Raw genomic sequence first — 17822 nt, forward strand, 5'->3', positions numbered from 1 at the left:
CCGCTGCTCCCGCACATGCCGAGGAGGCCCCCAGATGCGTGCAACCGTGGGCGACCAGCTTGTCCAGCACGGCAGGGTGGTCGGACAGCACGACAAGGTCGGCGAGATCGTCGAAGTCCTGGGCCAGGAGGGCAATCCGCCTTACCGCGTCCGCTTCGAGGACGGGCACGAGGGCCTGTGCTCGCCCGGCCCCGACACCGAGATCCGGCACACGCGGATGCCCCACCGGGACATCACCCCGATGTAGGCCGGCGCGGGGTCGCCGCCGGCTGCCGGTAGTGGTCGGCGACCACCCGCGCCATGGCCCCGATCGGGTCCGCCGCCACCTCCTTGGCGGCGAAGAAGACATGCCCGCGCGCCTCCGGGTGCTCCTTGGCCAGCGTGAGGTGCCGGGACAGCTCGGCCGGCTGCTGCCAGGCGGCGCCCTGCGCCGGGTCGCCCGCCCGGTACAGCCCCTCACCGACGTACAGCTGCGTCGCGGTGCCCCGGACCGTGCGGGCCCACCAGGGCAGCAGGACGGCGTAGTCGGCGGCGGCGTGGCCGATGGGCCAGTACAGCTGCGGGCAGATGTAGTCGAGCCAGTTATGCCGCACCCAGCTGCGGGTGTCCGCGTACAGGTCGTCGTACGCCTGCAGGGCCCGGGTGTCGCTGCCGAGCGGGTCGGTGCCCGCGTTGCGCCACACCCCGAAGGGGCTGATCCCGAACCGGGCGCCCGGCCGGATCCGCCGGACCCGGGCCGACGTCTCCTGGACCAGCCGGTCGATGTTGTGGCGCCGCCACGCGGCCCGGCCCGAGAACCCGCCGCCGTGCCGGTCGTAGGCCTCGTCGTCGTCGAAGGTCTGGCCCGCCCGCGGATACGGATAGAAGTAGTCGTCGAAGTGCACGCCGTCCACGGCGTACCGCTCGACCGCGTCCATCATCGCGTCCTGCACGAAGGCGCGGACCTCGGGCAGCCCGGGGTTGTAGTAGAGCTTCCCGCCGTAGCGCACCACCCAGTCGGGGTGCCGCCGGGCCGGATGCGAGGCGACGAGCGCGCTCAGGTCCGTGTGGTTGGCGATCCGGTACGGGTTGAACCAGGCGTGCAGCTCCAGGCCGCGGGCGTGGGCCTCCCGGACGGCCGTGCCGAGCGGATCCCAGCCCGGCGCCTTGCCCTGCGTCCCGGTCAGCACGGCCGACCAGGGTTCGTGCGGCGAGGGCCACAGCGCGTCGGCCGTCGGCCGCACCTGGAAGATCACCGTGTTCAGCCGGCGCCGTACCGCGGTGTCGAGATGGGCGATCAGCTCGGCGCGCTGTCTCGCCGCGCTGAGGCCCGCGGCGGAGGGCCAGTCGCGGCCCGCGACCGTCGCCAGCCACATGCCCCGCATCTCGCCGCCCGCCGCATGCCGCCGCTCCGGCGCCGCCGACGCTCCCGAGGCCGTCGAGAAGGCTCCCAACGTGGCCAGGGCGAAGGCCCGACGCGTGATTCGGCCCATTTCGCGCACCCCCATCGCACTGCGGATCCGCACGGTCACGGATCGTCTTCGCGCCCCAGGATGCCCCCACCCCGGCGATCGATCATCGATACTTGGCGGTAACGTGCACGAACGGAGCAGGCACCGGGACCCGGGGTCCTGCCACAGCCGAAGTTCAGCGAAAGGGACGATGTGACCGACATCGAACGCGTCGGAGTGGTGGGCTGCGGCCAGATGGGCGCCGGCATCGCCGAGGTGTGCGCCCGGTCCGGGCTGGACGTGAAGGTTGCCGAGACCACCGGCGAGGCCCTGGAGATCGGCCGTACCCGGCTGTTCAACTCCCTGGCCAAGGCCGCCGAGCGCGGCAAGATCAGCGAGGACGAGCTGGCGGCCACGCAGGCGCGGCTCAGCTTCACCACCGACCTCGGCGAGTTCGCGGACCGCGATCTGGTGATCGAGGCCGTCGTGGAGAACGAGCAGGTCAAGACCGAGATCTTCCAGGTGCTGGACCAGGTCGTGACCCGGCCGGACGCGATCCTGGCCTCGAACACCTCCTCCATCCCGCTGGTGAAGCTCGCGGTCGCCACCTCGCGGCCCGACCAGGTCATCGGCATCCACTTCTTCAACCCGGCCCCGGTGCAGAAGCTGGTCGAGCTGATCCCGGCGCTCACCACCTCCGAGGGCACCCTCAGCCGCGCCCAGGTCTTCACCGAGAAGGTGCTCGGCAAGCACGCCATCCGCGCCCAGGACCGCTCGGGTTTCGTGGTGAACGCGCTGCTGATCCCCTACCTGCTCTCCGCTATCCGGATGTTCGAGTCGGGCATCGCCAGCCGCGAGGACATCGACAACGGCATGGAGCTCGGCTGCGCCCACCCGATGGGCCCGCTGAAGCTGTCCGATCTGATCGGTCTGGACACCGTCGCCTCGGTCGCGTACTCGATGTACGAGGAGTACAAGGAGCCGCTCTACGCCGCTCCCCCGCTGCTCCAGCGCATGGTCGACGCCGGCCGCCTCGGCCGCAAGTCCGGTTCGGGGTTCTACAGCTACTGATTGCACAGTGCCCGATGCAGGGTGCTGATTACACAGTGCGACGAGCGCGGGCCCGGCACTCCTCGGAGCGCCGGGCCCGCGGCATTCACACACCGTGTGCGCGCCGGGCTCGCATATGCCCTTCGCACACTCTCCCCACGCGCCCACCAGGGGAGTTGACTCTTCATGCGCATGCAAGAGCGCACGCAGGGATGTGACGACTACGGAAAGGAGCGGACTCGTGACCGCCGAACCCGAGCATCCCGTGGTCCATGGAGAACTCGCAGAGTTACGGCGTCGCCTCGACGTGGCCTATGCCCGTGTCGAGGGAGGCCTGGCCCTGCTCAGCCATCGCACCGAGGAGACATGCAAGGAGCTCGATGATCTGTCCGCGCGCATCGTCGCCCTGGAGCACGCCCGCTGGCCGCTGCCCGCGGTGGCGGTACTGACCGCGCTGGGCGCGCTCGTCGTGGCGATCTGGCAGGCCCTCGGGCATTAACTCGCAGGGCGCGGCGGGGGGATCAGGGCAACGCGTCCTGCCCGAGCCTGAGGTGGTGCAGCAGGAGTAACGCGGCCGCCATGTTGGCGGCCGGGACCTCCCCACGGGCGACCATGTCGGGGACGAGCTTGAGGGGGACCCATTCCCGGCGGTCCGACTCGAAGTCGTCCACGGGGTGCCCGACGTACTCACCCTCGTCGGCCCAGTAGATGTGGTGCCTGGCGTCGGTGAGTCCGTTGGACGGCTCCACGCTCATGAGGTGGTGCAGCCGTCCCGGCCGCCAGCCGGTCTCCTCCTCCAGTTCCCTGGCGGCCGCCACGGCGATGTCCTCGCCGTCCTCGACCACTCCGGCCGCGAGTTCCCATCCCCAGCTGTCGGTGATGAACCGGTGGCGCCACAGGAGGAGGACCTCATTGGCCTCGTTGACCACCGTGGCCACGGCGACCGGCCGCAGCCGGATCAGGAAGTGGTCGAGGTGCCGGCCGTCCGGCAGTTCGACATCCGCGAGATTGACGCTGAACCAGCGATTTGAGTACACAGTTTGTTCGCTCTGTTTCGCCCACTGCACGGTTCTGCCACCTTCCGTCGAGTAAGTGGCAATATCGCAGCAGGGACTGTGAGCTGTCGGTGGTCGAGCACCGACCTACAGCGGTACGCGTAGTGCGCCGTCGATGAGTTCGGCGGCCTCGGAGGTGCCCGCGCAGCCGCTGCGCACCAGGTATTCGCGTACCGCGCGGAGTCTGTCGCGCAGCCGCTGGGACTCCATTCCCCTCGCCTGTTCGGCCATCTGCACCGCGGTGGCCACCGCCTTGTCGGCGTGGCCCTGACGCAGCTCGATCGTGCTGAGCATGGCGAGCCGGTGCACCCGGCCGCGGTCATGGGCGGGATTGTCGACGGCCGCGGCCGCGTGCTCGCCGGCCGCCGCGAGTTCGCCCAGGCTCAGCAGCGCCTCCGCCACCTGGACGTTGACGAGCCCCGGCTGGACATAGCCCGTTTCGTCGGGTTCGTATCCGCGCCGGATGCGTTCGGCGGCCTGCTCGGCACGCCGGATGCAGGACAGGGCGCTCGTGCCGTCACCGAGGTGTGCGTACGCCTTCGCCTGCATCGCGTACAGATCCGAGGCGAGCGCCGGGGTGATGTGCCGGCCCGCGGCACGCAACGCGGCCTCCGCGAAGGCGACGGCCTGGCGGAACTCCCGCATGAACAGCGCCTGGTTGACCAGCAGGGCGATCACATAGGCGCCGAGCCCCCGGTCACCGCTGGCCTTCGCGAGCCGCAGCGCCTGGTGGAAGTAGCGCTGGGCCAGGCCGTGCGCGTCGGAGTCGTAGGCACAGATCCCGGCGACGGCCACCAGACCGCCGGTGGCGCGGTGGAGTTGGCGGCCGATGGCGTCGGTATAGCTGCCGCGCAGCAGCGGTGCGGCCTCGGCGTTGAGGAAGCCGACGATCCGGGTGCGGGTCGCGATGCCGCCGGCCTTGCGGTACATCTGCTCGTAGTGGGTGCGGGCGGCCCGCAGCATCTCCAGTTCGGCGGGCGTGACCCGGTGCCGGCCGCCACGCGAGACGTCCACGTCCTCGGGCGGGTTCTCCCACTCCCACACCGGCATCACGGCGGGGGTGCCGGTGACGGCGGGCGCGCCGAGGATGTGCGGACGCTGCTGTTCGTCGGAGCGCCAAAGGGCGGTGGCCCGCTCGACGAACCCGGACAGCGAGGTGGCGTGCGGGGCGGAGGGCTCGCCGGGTACGCCGAGTCCGATGTCGTCGAGGGTGACCGGGCGTTGGAGGCGGCCGGCCAGCACCTCGCAGATCAGGTCGGGGACTTGACCGCGCGGCCGCTGCCCCTTCAACCACCGTGCGACGGCGGTGTGTTCGTACCTGAGCGCGAGCCCGCGCGCCCGTCCGGCCTGGTTCACGTGTGCTGCCAGCCCCGCGTGCGAGATCCCCGCCTCGTCCAGGATCGCGTCGAGCAGAGTGTTGGGCTGCATATATGCCCCCCGGGTGGCTCGGTGCCGTCAGAGTAGTGGTTCCGGCTTCACACGGGGTGTGAACGGAGTGCTCGAATCCGCGCAGTGTGCGCACTGTCGCGGAGAGTTTCCAGCCGGTTGACTGAATTGCCTCGCAAGAGGCCGGCCGGGCCGCCGGCTCCCCCTCGTACAGTGCGGCGGCCCTGCCGGGACGCTGCGCTCGCTGCGCCGGGCGACTGTTCACCGTGGCACTAGTGGTGCTGTGTCGGCTGCGGGTTCGATGTGGCTGGTCGCGCAGTTCCCCGCGCCCCTATGGAGTTGCCCCTCACGTGAGTTCGGTCGTTCCGCAGGATCAGTAGTGCGATGTCGTCGGAGGGGGTGCCGCCCGCGTGACGCATCAGCGCGCTCAATACCGTACGGAGGATCAGCTGTGGGGAGCCGGGGTGTGTGCGGGAGGCGCCCAGCAGAGCCGCCGGAAGCGAAAAGAACCGGCCACGCGCGTCCCGCGCGTCTTCCGCACCGTCCGTGTACAGGGTCAGGGACTCGCCGGGGAGCAACGGTCCGCACGAAAGGGCCGCCAGTTCCCTCGGCAGCGGGAAGGGACCTAGCGGCGGCAGCGGATCCGCGCGCGCCAGGGGCTCCACCCGCGTGCCGCTGATCAAGTAGGGCCAGGGATGGCCGCAGTTGAGGGCCCGCACTTCCGCGTCCCGGCCGATCTCCAGCAGCAGGACGGTGGCGAACTCCTCCGCCGCCTCGGGTTCGTCCCGGTACCGCTCCCGCAGGTGCCGGGCGAGGGCGCGGTCCAGTCGCCGGAGCACCCGCCCCAGGTCCGGCTCGTCGTGGACCGCCTCGCGGAAGCTGCCGAGGAGTGCCGCGGCCGTGCCGACGGCGGCGATGCCGTGTCCCCGTACGTCGCCCATCACCACGCGCACCCCGTGCTCGGTTGCGATGACCTCGTACAGGTCCCCGCCCACCGAGGCCCCCCGGTCCGCGGAGAGCTGGGTGGCGGCGATGTTCAGTCCGTCGATCCGCGGCGGCAGCGGCCGCAGCAGCACGCTCTGCGCGACCCCGGCGACCCGGCGGATCTGCCGCAGCTCCCGCAGCAGGACCTGGCGGACATGGAGGATCAGCCCGGTGCCGACCGCGAAGAAGACGGCGCTGGTGACCGCGCGGGCTCCGATGCCGTCCTGCTGGGCGAGCGGACAGGTGAGCTTGTAGGTGATCGCCATCGCGCCCCAGGCGGTGGGCAGCCCCAGCGCGAGCAGCCGACGGGGAAACACAGCCTTGATGCGGATCATGCCGGTGGCCCCCAAGTAGGCCGCGTCAACGCAGAATCGGACCGACCCCGAAAGGCCGGTCCGATTCTGTCGACCGCATGGCCCAAGAGGACCAGTACACCGGCAGTTCTCACTCGAACGAGTGAGGTGACCGATGAGGGGGGTGGGGGCGCGCCGATCGACAGCAGTCCCCCATCCCATGGGCCCTACCCCCGAAGCACCGCCCCGGTCCGCTTGCCCGCGAGGGCGACCGCCGCGTCCCGGGCCGCCGAAGCCTCGTCCACGGTCAGCGTGCGATCCGGCGCCCGGAACCGCAGCGCGTACGCCAGCGACTTCTTCCCGTCACCCAGCTGCTCCGCGTTCTCGTACACGTCGAACAGCCGGATGGCCTCCAGCAGGCCCCCCGCGCCCTCGCCCAGCGCGGCCTCCACCTCGGCGTGCGGCACGAACTTGTCGACGACGAGGGCGACATCCTGCGTGGCGACCGGGAACGAGGAGATGCCCGGCGCCTGCGGCACCCCGTCGCCCACCTGCTCCAGCGCGTCCAGGTCCAGCTCCATCGCGCAGGTGCGCGCGGGCAGTCCCAGCGCCTTGAGGACCCGCGGGTGCAGCTCACCGGCGTGGCCCACGACCCGCTCGGCACCGTCGACGGTGACGACCAGCTCGGCGCACCGGCCCGGATGCCAGGGCCCGTACTGCCCGGGCCGCACGATCAGTTCCGCACCCGCCTCGGCGGCGACGGTCCGCGCGGCCTGCACCGCGTCGGCCCACCCGGCCGGACGGCCCGCGCCCCACCAGCCGGCCTGCTCGCGGGCGCCCGCGAGGACGACGGCGACATGGCGCGGCTGCTCGGGCAGGACGGCGTCGAGCGCGGCGATCTCCTCGTCGGTCGGACGCCGGTCCACGGGCAGCTGCGCGGCGACCCGCTGCTCCTCGCGGGGCAGGAAGACCAGGCCGGTCTCGAACAGGGCCAGGTCGTGCGAGCCCCGTCCGTCGTTGCGCCGCAGCGCACCGAGCAGGCCCGGCAGCAGCGACGTACGGAGCGCGGGCTCCTCGTCGTTGAGCGGGTTGGTCAGCTTCACGACCCGGCGGGCCGGGTCGTCGGCGTCGAGACCGAGCTGGTCGAAGACCTGCTCCCCCACGAAGGGGTAGTTCGGCGCCTCGACGTACCCGGCACCGGCCAGGGCGCGGCCGACGCGCCGGTGCAGCCGCTGACGGGGGGTCAGGCCCCGGCCGGACGGCGGCTTGGGCAGCGTGGAGGGCAGGTTCTCGTAGCCCTCGAGCCGGATGACCTCTTCCGCGAGGTCGTTCTGCTCCAGCAGGTCGGGACGCCAGGACGGGACGGTGACGATCAGCTCGTCCTGTCCGTAGACGTCGCAGCCGACCTCCTGGAGGCGGCGTACGACGGTCTCGCGGCCGTACTCGACGCCGGCGACCTTGTCCGGGTGGTCCGCCGCGACCGTGATGGTGTGCGGCGCGGACGGGGCGATGACCTCGGTGACGCCGGCGTCGGCGGTGCCGCCCGCGAGCAGCACCAGCAGGTCGACGGTGCGCTGGGCGGCCGCGGCGGCGGCCATGGGGTCGACACCGCGCTCGAAGCGGCGGGACGCCTCGGAGGACAGTTTGTGCCGGCGGGCCGTCCGCGCGATCGCCACGGCGTCGAAGTGCGCCGCCTCGATGACCACGTCCGTCGAGGCGTTCTCGACATCGTCGTGGTCGGCGATCTCGGTGTTGGCGCCGCCCATGACACCGGCGAGGCCGATGAGGCCGCTGTCGTCGGTGATGACCAGGTCCTCGGCGTGCAGCGTCCGCTCGACGCCGTCGAGGGTGACGATCTTCTCGCCCTCGGCCGCGCGGCGGACGCCGATGGCGCCCTGGACCAGCTTGCGGTCGTAGGTGTGCAGCGGCTGGCCGAGCTCCATCATCACGTAGTTGGCGACGTCGACGGCGAGCGAGATCGGGCGCATGCCGACCTTCTGCAGCCGCCGCTTCAGCCAGATCGGGGAGCGGGCCTCGGCGCTCAGACCGGTGACCGTACGCGCGGTGAAGCGGTCGCAGCCCACGGGCTCGGAGACCTGCACCGGGTAGCCGAAGGCGTTCGGGGCCGGGACGTCGAGCAGCGCCGGGTCGCGCAGCGGCAGACCGTAGGCGATGGCGGTCTCGCGGGCGACGCCGCGGATGGACAGGCAGTCTCCGCGGTTGGCGGTGACGGCGATGTCCAGGACCTCGTCGAACAGTTCCAGCAGCTCGATGGCGTCCTTGCCGACCTCGGTCTCCGGCGGCAGCACGATGATGCCCTTGGTGCCGTCGTCGCCCATGCCCAGCTCGTCGCTGGAGCAGATCATGCCGTGCGAGGTACGGCCGTAGGTCTTGCGCGCGGAGATCGCGAAGCCGCCGGGCAGCTCGGCGCCGGGGAGCACGACCACGACCTTGTCGCCGGCCTGGAAGTTCCGGGCGCCGCAGACGATCTCCTGGGGCTCGCCCGTGCCGTTGGCGGTGCCGACGTCGACGGTGCAGAAGCGGATCGGCTTCTTGAAGCCCTCCAGCTCCTCGATGGTCAGCACCTGGCCGACGACCAGGGGGCCCTTGAGGCCGTCGCCGAGCTGCTCGACCCTCTCGACCTCGAGGCCGGCCGAGATGAGCTTGGCCTGCACATCGCGGCCGGTCTCGGTGGCCGGCAGGTCGACGTACTCCCGCAGCCAGGAAAGCGGGACCCGCATCAGATCTCCATCCCGAACGGCCGGGTGAACCGGACGTCACCCTCGACCATGTCTCGCATGTCCTCGACGTTGTGGCGGAACATCAGCATCCGCTCGATGCCGAACCCGAAGGCGAAGCCGCTGTACTTCTCCGGGTCGACGCCGCAGGCGGTGAGCACCCGCGGGTTGACCATGCCGCAGCCGCCCAGCTCGATCCAGCCCTCGCTGGAGCAGGTGCGGCAGGGCCGGTCGGGGTTGCCGACGGACTCGCCGCGGCAGACGTAGCACACCATGTCCATCTCGGCGGACGGCTCGGTGAACGGGAAGAAGTTCGGCCGCAGCCGGGTCTTCATGCCCTCGCCGAACAGGGACTGCACCATGTGGTCCAGCGTGCCCTTGAGGTCCGCCATGGTGAGGCCCTCGTCGACCGCGAGCAGCTCGACCTGGTGGAAGACCGGGGTGTGGGTGGCGTCCAGCTCGTCGGTGCGGTACACGCGGCCCGGGCAGATCACGTACACCGGCAGCTCACGGTCGAGCAGCGAGCGGATCTGGACCGGCGAGGTGTGGGTGCGCAGCACGACACCGGACTCGGTGCCGCCCTGCGGGCCCTCGACGAAGAAGGTGTCCGCCTCGCCGCGCGCCGGGTGGTCCGGGCCGATGTTGAGGGCGTCGAAGTTGAACCACTCGGCCTCGACCTGGGGGCCCTCGGCGACCTCGTAGCCCATGGCCACGAAGATGTCCTCGATGCGCTCCGAGAGCGTGGTCAGCGGGTGGCGGGCGCCGGCCGGTACCCGGTCGAACGGCAGCGTGACGTCCACCGCCTCCTCGACCAGCACCCGGGCGTCACGCTCGGCCTCCAGCTCGGCCTGGCGGGCGGCCAGCGCCTTGTTGACGGCGCCGCGGGCCTGGCCGACCAGCTTTCCGGCGGCGGCCTTGGCGTGCGGGGGCAGGGCGCCGATCTCGCGGTTGGCGAGGGCCAGCGGGGAGGTGCCGCCGGTGTGGGCGACCTTGGCCTCCTGGAGCTTGTCGAGCGAGTCCGCGGCGGCGAAGGCGGCGAGCGCCTCGTCCCGCATGCGCTCGATCTCTTCCGGTTTCAACGCCTCGACCTCTACAGGGTCGTACGACTTATTCGGTGCCGACATCTCTTCCCGTGCTTCCGATCTGCTGGCTGAAGGTCCCCGTCACCGACTCAGTGGGCCGTCTCCGGGACGCAAAGGTGCCAAAGGCCGAGTCTAACGGGATGCGGACAGGCGGATGCGCCCGTGGCCGTCAGGCGAGATACGCCGGAGCCGCCACGGGCAACGTAAATCGGAACTCGGCGCCGCCGCCGGGGGCGCGGCCGACCGTGATGGTGCCGCCGTGGGCCTCGACGATGCCCTTGACGATGTAGAGCCCGAGGCCGGTGCCGCCGCGCTTGCTGCCCCGCCAGAAGCGGGTGAAGACGCGGTTCATGGACTCCTCCGGGATGCCGGACCCCTCGTCGCTCACCGTGACCGACGTGCCGGCGTCCTCTCCCTCGCGGGGCGACGCCGTGGGCGTGACGTCAATGGTGACGGTTCCCTCGCCGTGCCGCACCGCATTTTCCAGCAGGTTGCTGAGCACCTGGTCGATCTTGTCGGGGTCGGCCCACAGATCGGGCAGCGGCTGCTGCAGGCGGAGCAGGAAGCGGTCGGCGGGCTGCCCGGCGGCGACGTACGCCTGGATGTGCCGCCCCACCGCGGCGCCGATGTCGACGGGCTGGCGCCGCACCTCCAGCCGCCCGCTGTCGATCCGCGAGATGTCCAGCAGCTCGGCGATGAGCCGGGTGACGCGGTCGGCGTCGGCGTCGACGGTCTCCAGCATCAGCCGCTTCTGGTCGTCGGTGAACCTCTCCCACTTGGCGAGCAGGGTCGCGGTGAAGCCCTTGACGGAGGTGAGCGGCGAGCGCAGTTCGTGGGCGACCGTGGCGATCAGTTCGGCGTGGCTGCGCTCGGTGCGGCGGCGGGCCTCGGTGTCCCGCAGCGCGACGACGACGCGGCGGACGGGGCCGGTGGGCTCGGCCCGGACGTACCGCACCGAGACCAGGACCTCGCGCCCGCCCGGCAGCAGCAGGTTCCGCTCGGGCTGGCGGTTGCGGATGGCCAGTCCGCCGTACGGGTCGGTGACCTGCCACCAGCGGCGGCCCTCCAGATCCTCTAACGGCAGGGCCTTCTCCAGACGCTGTCCGAGGGCCTCGGCGGCGGAGACGGCGGTGATGCGCTCGGCCGCGGCGTTGAAGCAGACGACCTGGCCGTGCTCGTCGGCGACGACGAGGCCGTCGGGCAGGTCGTCGGGGGTGATGCCGAGTTCGGCGAGGTCGCCGTACCGGGGCGCGGGCGGGTGGCTCATGTCCCGTGCTCCCGGTGCGCTGCTCGTGCCGACACTCATCCCCGTACCCCACCTCTCGAACGACCGAGGGGCCCCGAGCTGGTCACCCTACTAGCTCTCGGTGACGGAGCGGCACCCTCCGAAGGCGCGCTGTGCACGGGCCGACGCGTAGAGACATACGGCCGCGGCGGTGGCGAGGTTCAGGCTCTCGGCCTTGCCGTGGATCGGTACGCGCACGACGGCGTCCGCGAGCGCGCGGGTCTCCTCCGGGAGCCCCCAGGCCTCGTTCCCGAACACCCAGGCGGTCGGCCCGCCCATGGTCCCCATGTCGAGCTCGTCGTCGAGGTCGTCGGCCCCGGCGCCGTCGGCGGCGAGGATGCGCACCCCGGCGTCCTTGAGCCCGGCGACGGCCCGCTCGACGGGCACTCCCACGGCCACGGGCAGATGGAACAGCGACCCGACGGAGGCGCGTACGGCCTTGGGGTTGTAGAGATCGACGGAGGCATCGGTGAGTACGACGGCCTCGGCGCCCGCGGCGTCGGCGCACCGCAGCACGGTGCCCGCGTTGCCGGGGTCCCGGACGTGCGCGAGGACCGCGACGAGCCGGGGCCGGGCGGCCAGGATCTCCTCGAAGGGGGTGTCGAGGAACCGGCAGATCCCGACGAGGCCCTGCGGGGTGACGGTGGTGGAGATGTCGGCGATGACGTCCTCGGAGGCGAGGTGCACCCGTGCTCCGGCGGTACGGGCCTCGCCGATGATGTCGGCGTACCGCTCCGCGGCCTCGACCGTGGCGAACAGCTCGACCAGGGTGCCGTCGTGCCCGGCCGCCTCCCGCACGGCCTGCGGCCCCTCGGCGAGGAACAGCCGCTCCTTCCCCCGGAAGTTCCGCTTGCCCAGCCGCCGGGCGGCGGAGACACGGGGGGAACGGGGGGAGATCAGGTCGGGGGCAACGGGGGGCATGGAGCTCACTTTCACCATCTTTTCCGCCGCAACGGCGATCAACCACAGGGGCGGATTCCGGCGGTGCCGAACCCGCCGCACCGCGCAACGCAACGGACCCGCAGGAAACAACCCACGGGTCCGTCACTCACGTCGGCTCAGGCCAGCGCAGCGTCACGCAGCCTTCGGCGCGTTGACGTCGCTCGGCAGGGCCTTCTGCGCGACCTCGACGAGCGCGGCGAACGCGTTCGGGTCGTTGACGGCCAGCTCGGCGAGGATCTTGCGGTCGACCTCGACGTTGGCGGCCTTCAGGCCCTGGATGAAGCGGTTGTACGTGATGCCGTTGGCGCGGGCAGCGGCGTTGATGCGCTGGATCCACAGCTGGCGGAAGTCACCCTTGCGCTTCTTGCGGTCGTTGTAGTTGTAGACCAGCGAGTGGGTGACCTGCTCCTTGGCCTTGCGGTACAGACGCGAACGCTGACCGCGGTAGCCGGAGGCCTGCTCGAGGATCGCCCGGCGCTTCTTGTGGGCGTTGACTGCCCGCTTGACGCGTGCCACTTGTTAACTCCTTGTAGCGGGGCCGTGGGTGTCCTCACACGACCCGAAATCGATTGGGTCCCGGTCCTGACGTGCGGCGGCGAGGCGCCGGAACGTCACTTGCCGAGAAGCTTCTTGATCTTCGCGGCGTCGCCCGGGGCCATCTCGGCGTTGCCGGTGAGGCGACGCGTCACGCGGGACGACTTGTGCTCGAGCAGGTGGCGCTTGCCGGCACGCTCGCGGAGCACCTTGCCGGAGCCGGTGATCTTGAAGCGCTTGCTGGCACCGCTGTGCGACTTGTTCTTCGGCATAGCGCCGTTCTCTCCTCGTCGGTGGCGCTCCGGTGCCCGGTCGTGAAACCGGGCACGGTGGAGCGTCGTTCTGGTATCGGATACATCCTTGGGGACTCGCGTCCCCCGGGATCACGCCTCGGCGGATGCCTCGGCCGGAGCCTCGGCGTCCTCGACGTCCTCGGCGAAGTCGGACTCCGCGGCGTTCTGCGACTTGCCGGGGTTGGCCTTCGCTTCTGCCTTGCGGGCTTCCTGCGCCTGACGGGCCTCGGCCATCGCCTCGGTCTTCTTCTTGTGCGGACCGAGAACCATGATCATGTTTCGGCCGTCCTGCTTCGGATTCGACTCCACGAAGCCGAGGTCCTGGACGTCCTCCGCGAGACGCTGCAGCAGTCGGTAGCCCAGCTCGGGCCGGGACTGCTCGCGACCACGGAACATGATCGTGATCTTGACCTTGTCGCCCTGCTTGAGGAACCGGACGACGTGACCCTTCTTGGTGTCATAGTCGTGCGGGTCGATCTTCGGCCGGAGCTTCATCTCCTTGATGACCGTGTGCGCCTGGTTCTTGCGCGCCTCACGGGCCTTCATGGCCGACTCGTACTTGAACTTCCCGTAGTCCATGAGCTTGCACACAGGCGGACGGGCGGTCGCCGCCACCTCGACCAGGTCCAGGTCGTACTCCTGCGCAAGCTCCAGTGCCTTGGCCAGGGGGACGATGCCCACCTGCTCGCCACTGGGACCGACAAGTCGCACCTCTGGAACGCGAATCCGGTCGTTGATGCGGGGCTCGGCGCTGATGGATCCTCCTCGGTAGCACCACACGGCGGTCTGGCGGACAGCCGCGTATGTCTGATTGACATAGGACCAACCATCGCGGCGCATGAAAAATGCCCCGGACGGGACACAGGCGGGGCTCCTTTGATGCCGGAACACCGCCGCGTCGACCGCGGGGCGCAATCTCGGGCGACTCTCCACCGTCCGTACGGAACGGTGGTGGCCGCCTGACCGGTGACCCGCCGTCCCGGAGGACAGTCGGGTGGGAGTTCGGAGCCTCCACTTGCGGGCCGGACACATGCGTGTTCGGCCGGTCGTCACCCAAGGTTAGCAGCTCCCGCCGGTCGGGGCTAACCGAGGCAGTGTCGGGCCGGGCCGGTGCGTGCACCTATCGTGGGCGCCATGAGTGACACCTCTTCCCCGGACAGCCCCGAGACGCCCGACTTCGACGAGATGACCCGCGACATCGCCGAGGTCCCCGCCGTCGAGGTGATCGTGACGGTCGCCGTGAACCTGATGAGCGCCGCCGCCGTGAAGCTCGGACTGACCGAGGAGGGCGACCGGTACAAGGACCTGGACGAGGCCCGCAAACTGGTCACCGCCCTGGCCGGGCTGCTGGACGCGAGCACCACCGAGATCAGCTCCTTCCACGCGGCCCCGCTGCGGGACGGCCTGAAGTCGCTCCAGCTGGCGTTCCGCGAGGCCTCGCTCGTCCCGGACGAGCCGGGCCAGGGCCCGGGCGAGAAGTACACCGGGCCGGTCTACGGCTAGGCCCCGGCTTCCCGTACGAACAAGGGCTCGCCCGGAGGGTTGGCCTCGGCCGGCAGCAGTGCCAGGTCGAAGCCGCGCACCAGGCGGGCCCTCAGTGTTTCGTCGGCGGCGAGCCGGCGCGCGACCGCGTGGACACCGGCGTCCTGCGGCACGGAGGGGTGGAGGACCAGGGCGAGGGTGCCGTCGGCCCGGCCCGGGCCCAGGTAGGCGCGCAGCACCGCGTCCACGTCGGCGACCGCGGCGCGCACCGCCGCCACGACCGCCGGGTCGGCCAGCGGGTCGGTGCTGGTCCGCCCCTCGGCCAGGGCGAGCAGCGCCGGTCCCGTCAGCTCGAACGGCACCGGTCCGGCCAGGTCCAGCACGACCGTGTCGGCCTTCTCGTGCGCGGCGGCCTCCAGGGCCTGGTGCAGGGGTACGGCGACGGGGCGGGCCGTGGTGTCCCAGCGGGCGAGGGAGTCGGTGGAGGTGAAGGCGGGCAGTGCCTTGCGGTCGCCGGCCCGCAGGGTCGGTACGGCCATGTCGCTGGTCTTCTCGTGACGCAGCCCGTTCTCGTCCTCCTCGACCTCCCCGAGGACGGCCACGACGGGGACGAGCAGCCGGGCGCCCTTGAGCGCCCGGAGCACCGGTGCCACGGCGGTGCGGTCCTCGGCCCAGGCGGCGAGCGCCGCGCTCAGCCGGGGGTCGGCGGAGCCGTCGTCGTCCGGGAAGGGGGAGTCGGGAATGTTCTTGTTCGCCACGGTCACCGACCCTAATCCAGGGTGTAAGCAGCTCGTCGCGGACCCCGCAAGGATGCGACGAGACGCTTGCACGGGCAGCGGACGCCTTGGCCCTCTCCAGTCCCCGAGGCTCGCTCTGAGACCGGCGCCGCTGCTCACCGATTGACCGGTGGTGCGTGGGCGCTGGGCGAGGTCTGATCCGACCATGGCCCGTGAGGCCTCCCGATAGAGCGACAGCCCGGAGCCTGCGCACCATCGCGAACATGCGCGTGTTCGTGAGTTTCGTGGGGTGATGCGGGTGCCGGGCTGATGCCTCCGTTTCCCCCGGCCGTTGTAGGCCTCTGTCAAGAGCGGCACGGCCCGGTGCCTGCGTGACCACCACGAAACTCACGGCGGCCGGCCAGACGTTGACGTCACGGCGCGAGCCCACTCCAGGGTCGACCTCTTGTTCATCGCGAGCCCAGAGCTCTGTAGACAGATCGAGGCCCCTGAAGTGCGCTGGTGTCGCGAACGGCTACTGAGATGGCGGACCGACGAGTCCTGGGATTAGGGCGCCGCGTGACCCGCATGTGCTCGTGACCTGCATAAACGAACGAATATGGGAGGATAGCTTGACTGTGTTCTGCGGCATCGACTGGGCGGAACGCCATCACGACGTCGCCATCGTCGACGACACCGGCACCCTGCTCGCCAAAGCCCGCATCACCGACGACGTGGCCGGATACAACAAGCTGCTGGACCTCCTGGCCGAACACGGCGACAGCCCCGCCACCCCGATACCGGTGGCCATCGAGACCAGCCACGGCCTCCTCGTGGCCGCCCTGCGCACCGGCAACCGCAAGGTCTTCGCGATCAACCCGCTCGCCGCCGCCCGCTACCGCGACCGCCACGGCGTCTCCCGCAAGAAGTCCGACCCTGGTGACGCCTTGGTCCTGGCGAACATCCTGCGCACCGACATGCACGCCCACCGTCCGCTGCCGGCCGACTCCGAACTCGCCCAGGCCATTACCGTGTTGGCCAGGGCTCAGCAGGACGCGGTCTGGAACCGGCAGCAGGTCGCCAACCAGGTCCGTTCACTGCTGCGCGAGTACTACCCTGCGGCCCTGCACGCCTTCCAGGGAAAGGAGGGCGGACTGACCCGGCCCGACGCCCGCGTCATCCTGACCATGGCGCCCACCCCGGCGAAGGCTGCGAAGCTCACCCTCGCCCAGTTGCGCGCCGGGCTGAAGCGCAGTGGCCGCACTCGTGCCTTCGACACCGAGATCGAGCGGCTGCGGGGCATCTTCCGTTCCGAGTACGCCCGTCAGCTCCCGGCCGTCGAGGACGCCTTCGGCCACCAGCTCCTTGCCCTGCTCAGGCAGCTGGATGCCACGTGCCAGGCCGCGGACGACCTCGCGGAGGCCGTCGAAACCGCGTTCCGCGAGCACGCCGACAGCGAGATCCTGCTCAGCTTCCCCGGCCTGGGCCCTTTGCTCGGCGCCCGGGTGCTCGCCGAGATCGGCGACGACCGCAGCCGCTTCACCGACGCCAGAGCGCTGAAGTCCTACGCCGGCTCCGCACCGATCACCCGCGCCTCCGGCCGGAAACACTTCGTCGGCCGCCGCTTCGTCAAGAACAACCGCCTCATGAACGCCGGCTTCCTCTGGGCCTTCGCAGCCCTGCAGGCCTCGCCCGGGGCCAACGCGCACTACCGGCGCCGACGCGAACACGGAGACTGGCACGCGGCCGCCCAGCGCCACCTGCTCAACCGGTTCCTCGGCCAACTCCACCACTGTCTTCAGACGCGGCAGCATTTCCACGAACAACGCGCCTTCGCGCCACTCCTGCAAGCTGTCGCGTGACCTGGAGTCGGCCGGAGGTTCCTGGTCACCTGCTGACTCCGCGAGCACACCTCATGCGCCTGTAGTGCCGTCGATCTGCTCGCGGATGAGGTCGGCATGGCCGTTGTGACGTGCGTATTCCTCGATCATGTGCACCATGATCCAGCGCAGGGAGACTCCCCGATCGCCGACGTGACCAGCTTCCTGTTCGGACAGGTGGCCGGAGTCGTCCAGTCCTGCGTCAGCGATCAGCTCACGGCCGCGGGAGACCTCGGCTTGCCACGCGGCCACCACCTCGTCGAGCCCTCGTCCAGACTTCAGGGCAAAGCCATCATGGTTGCTCTCCCCGAAGACTGGCGGCACGTTCTGACCTGCGAACACACGCTGGAACCAGTTGCGTTCTACCTCAGCCATGTGCTGCACGAGTCCCAGCAGCGTCATCGACGACGGTGACGCCGCTGCAAGCCGTAATTGATCATCTTTGAGGCCCGAACACTTCAGGGTGAGAGTCGCACGGTGAAAGTCCAGCCATGCCTCCAGCATGGACCGCTCGTCGGCATGCGCGGGAGGAATCGGCCGTCCGTCCGGTGTCGTATTCATGAGCACACCTTGGCAGCAGCAGCCGTACCTCACGTCTGTCTTCGCTGGCGACGAACACACGTTGTGTCCTCTCCCAGTTCATGGCTCACGAGCCGACTCTGCCGAGGGAGG

Annotated in this window: 18 protein-coding genes; 5 read left to right on the forward strand and 13 right to left on the reverse strand. The window is 70.6% G+C overall.

The annotated features are described in order from the left end of the window. Positions 1 to 34 precede the first annotated feature (34 nt). Positions 35 to 247, forward strand: coding sequence for a DUF1918 domain-containing protein (locus ACWD11_RS12970; protein ID WP_389419318.1), 213 nt, complete (start codon positions 35 to 37; stop codon positions 245 to 247). Here the strand turns inward: ACWD11_RS12970 and ACWD11_RS12975 are convergent. Continuing rightward, positions 234 to 1472, reverse strand: a complete 1239-nt coding sequence (locus ACWD11_RS12975; RefSeq protein ID WP_451282917.1) for a glycoside hydrolase family 10 protein — start codon at positions 1470 to 1472, stop codon at positions 234 to 236. The genes ACWD11_RS12970 and ACWD11_RS12975 overlap by 14 nt on opposite strands. Positions 1473 to 1643: 171 nt before the next feature. On the opposite strand from ACWD11_RS12975, the gene ACWD11_RS12980 reads away from it, so the two are divergent. Together ACWD11_RS12980 and ACWD11_RS12985 are read left to right on the forward strand one after the other, a co-directional pair. After that, complete coding sequence (locus ACWD11_RS12980; protein WP_451119645.1) at positions 1644 to 2501, forward strand: 3-hydroxybutyryl-CoA dehydrogenase; 858 nt, start codon at positions 1644 to 1646, stop codon at positions 2499 to 2501. A 220-nt stretch (positions 2502 to 2721) separates the two neighbouring features. Continuing rightward, a complete protein-coding gene (locus ACWD11_RS12985; protein ID WP_389419321.1) occupies positions 2722 to 2979 on the forward strand; it encodes a hypothetical protein in 258 nt (85 codons plus the stop codon). 22 nt (positions 2980 to 3001) lie between these two features. Here the strand turns inward: ACWD11_RS12985 and ACWD11_RS12990 are convergent, their stop codons facing one another. The 10 genes from ACWD11_RS12990 to infC form a co-directional block, all read right to left on the reverse strand. Then, positions 3002 to 3547 (reverse strand): NUDIX hydrolase, encoded by a 546-nt coding sequence (locus ACWD11_RS12990; protein WP_389419322.1) that lies wholly within the window; start codon positions 3545 to 3547, stop codon positions 3002 to 3004. Between the two features lie 75 nt (positions 3548 to 3622). Further along, positions 3623 to 4963, reverse strand: coding sequence for a transcriptional regulator (locus tag ACWD11_RS12995; RefSeq protein ID WP_451282919.1), 1341 nt, complete (start codon positions 4961 to 4963; stop codon positions 3623 to 3625). 230 nt (positions 4964 to 5193) lie between these two features. After that, entirely contained in the window at positions 5194 to 6240 is a 1047-nt protein-coding gene (locus ACWD11_RS13000; RefSeq protein ID WP_451282921.1) for a PP2C family protein-serine/threonine phosphatase, read from the reverse strand. Between the two features lie 185 nt (positions 6241 to 6425). Then, complete coding sequence (gene pheT / locus ACWD11_RS13005) at positions 6426 to 8939, reverse strand: phenylalanine--tRNA ligase subunit beta (RefSeq protein ID WP_451282923.1); 2514 nt, start codon at positions 8937 to 8939, stop codon at positions 6426 to 6428. Beyond that, positions 8939 to 10060: a phenylalanine--tRNA ligase subunit alpha gene (pheS, locus tag ACWD11_RS13010; protein WP_389419326.1), complete on the reverse strand. Its 1122-nt coding sequence runs from the start codon at positions 10058 to 10060 to the stop codon at positions 8939 to 8941. The genes pheT and pheS overlap by 1 nt, the downstream gene beginning before the upstream one ends. A gap of 127 nt (positions 10061 to 10187) precedes the next feature. Beyond that, entirely contained in the window at positions 10188 to 11324 is a 1137-nt protein-coding gene (locus ACWD11_RS13015) for an ATP-binding protein (protein WP_451282925.1), read from the reverse strand. Positions 11325 to 11375: 51 nt separating this feature from the next. Then, the gene (locus ACWD11_RS13020; protein ID WP_451282927.1) at positions 11376 to 12224 is read right to left on the reverse strand and encodes a TrmH family RNA methyltransferase; all 849 of its coding nucleotides are present in this window, start codon (positions 12222 to 12224) and stop codon (positions 11376 to 11378) included. A 153-nt stretch (positions 12225 to 12377) separates the two neighbouring features. Next, positions 12378 to 12761: a 50S ribosomal protein L20 gene (gene rplT, locus ACWD11_RS13025; RefSeq protein ID WP_003977226.1), complete on the reverse strand. Its 384-nt coding sequence runs from the start codon at positions 12759 to 12761 to the stop codon at positions 12378 to 12380. A 95-nt stretch (positions 12762 to 12856) separates the two neighbouring features. Further along, the gene (gene rpmI, locus ACWD11_RS13030; protein ID WP_003977225.1) at positions 12857 to 13051 is read right to left on the reverse strand and encodes a 50S ribosomal protein L35; all 195 of its coding nucleotides are present in this window, start codon (positions 13049 to 13051) and stop codon (positions 12857 to 12859) included. A gap of 111 nt (positions 13052 to 13162) precedes the next feature. Next, a complete protein-coding gene (gene infC, locus ACWD11_RS13035; RefSeq protein ID WP_389419526.1) occupies positions 13163 to 13852 on the reverse strand; it encodes a translation initiation factor IF-3 in 690 nt (229 codons plus the stop codon). Positions 13853 to 14206: 354 nt separating this feature from the next. On the opposite strand from infC, the gene ACWD11_RS13040 reads away from it, so the two are divergent. Continuing rightward, positions 14207 to 14575, forward strand: a complete 369-nt coding sequence (locus tag ACWD11_RS13040; protein ID WP_389419329.1) for a DUF1844 domain-containing protein — start codon at positions 14207 to 14209, stop codon at positions 14573 to 14575. On the opposite strand, the gene ACWD11_RS13045 is transcribed toward ACWD11_RS13040, so the two are convergent. Continuing rightward, positions 14572 to 15312 (reverse strand): SseB family protein, encoded by a 741-nt coding sequence (locus ACWD11_RS13045; protein ID WP_389419330.1) that lies wholly within the window; start codon positions 15310 to 15312, stop codon positions 14572 to 14574. The genes ACWD11_RS13040 and ACWD11_RS13045 overlap by 4 nt on opposite strands. A 575-nt stretch (positions 15313 to 15887) precedes the next feature. Here ACWD11_RS13045 and ACWD11_RS13050 point away from each other — a divergent pair. Then, the gene (locus tag ACWD11_RS13050) at positions 15888 to 17132 is read left to right on the forward strand and encodes an IS110 family transposase (protein ID WP_451283128.1); all 1245 of its coding nucleotides are present in this window, start codon (positions 15888 to 15890) and stop codon (positions 17130 to 17132) included. A 51-nt stretch (positions 17133 to 17183) separates the two neighbouring features. Here ACWD11_RS13050 and ACWD11_RS13055 read toward each other — a convergent pair whose 3' ends face one another. Beyond that, positions 17184 to 17711 (reverse strand): DinB family protein, encoded by a 528-nt coding sequence (locus ACWD11_RS13055; RefSeq protein ID WP_451282929.1) that lies wholly within the window; start codon positions 17709 to 17711, stop codon positions 17184 to 17186. Between the last annotated feature and the right edge of the window lie 111 nt (positions 17712 to 17822).

It is taken from the genome of Streptomyces sp. NPDC002776 (assembly GCF_053592195.1).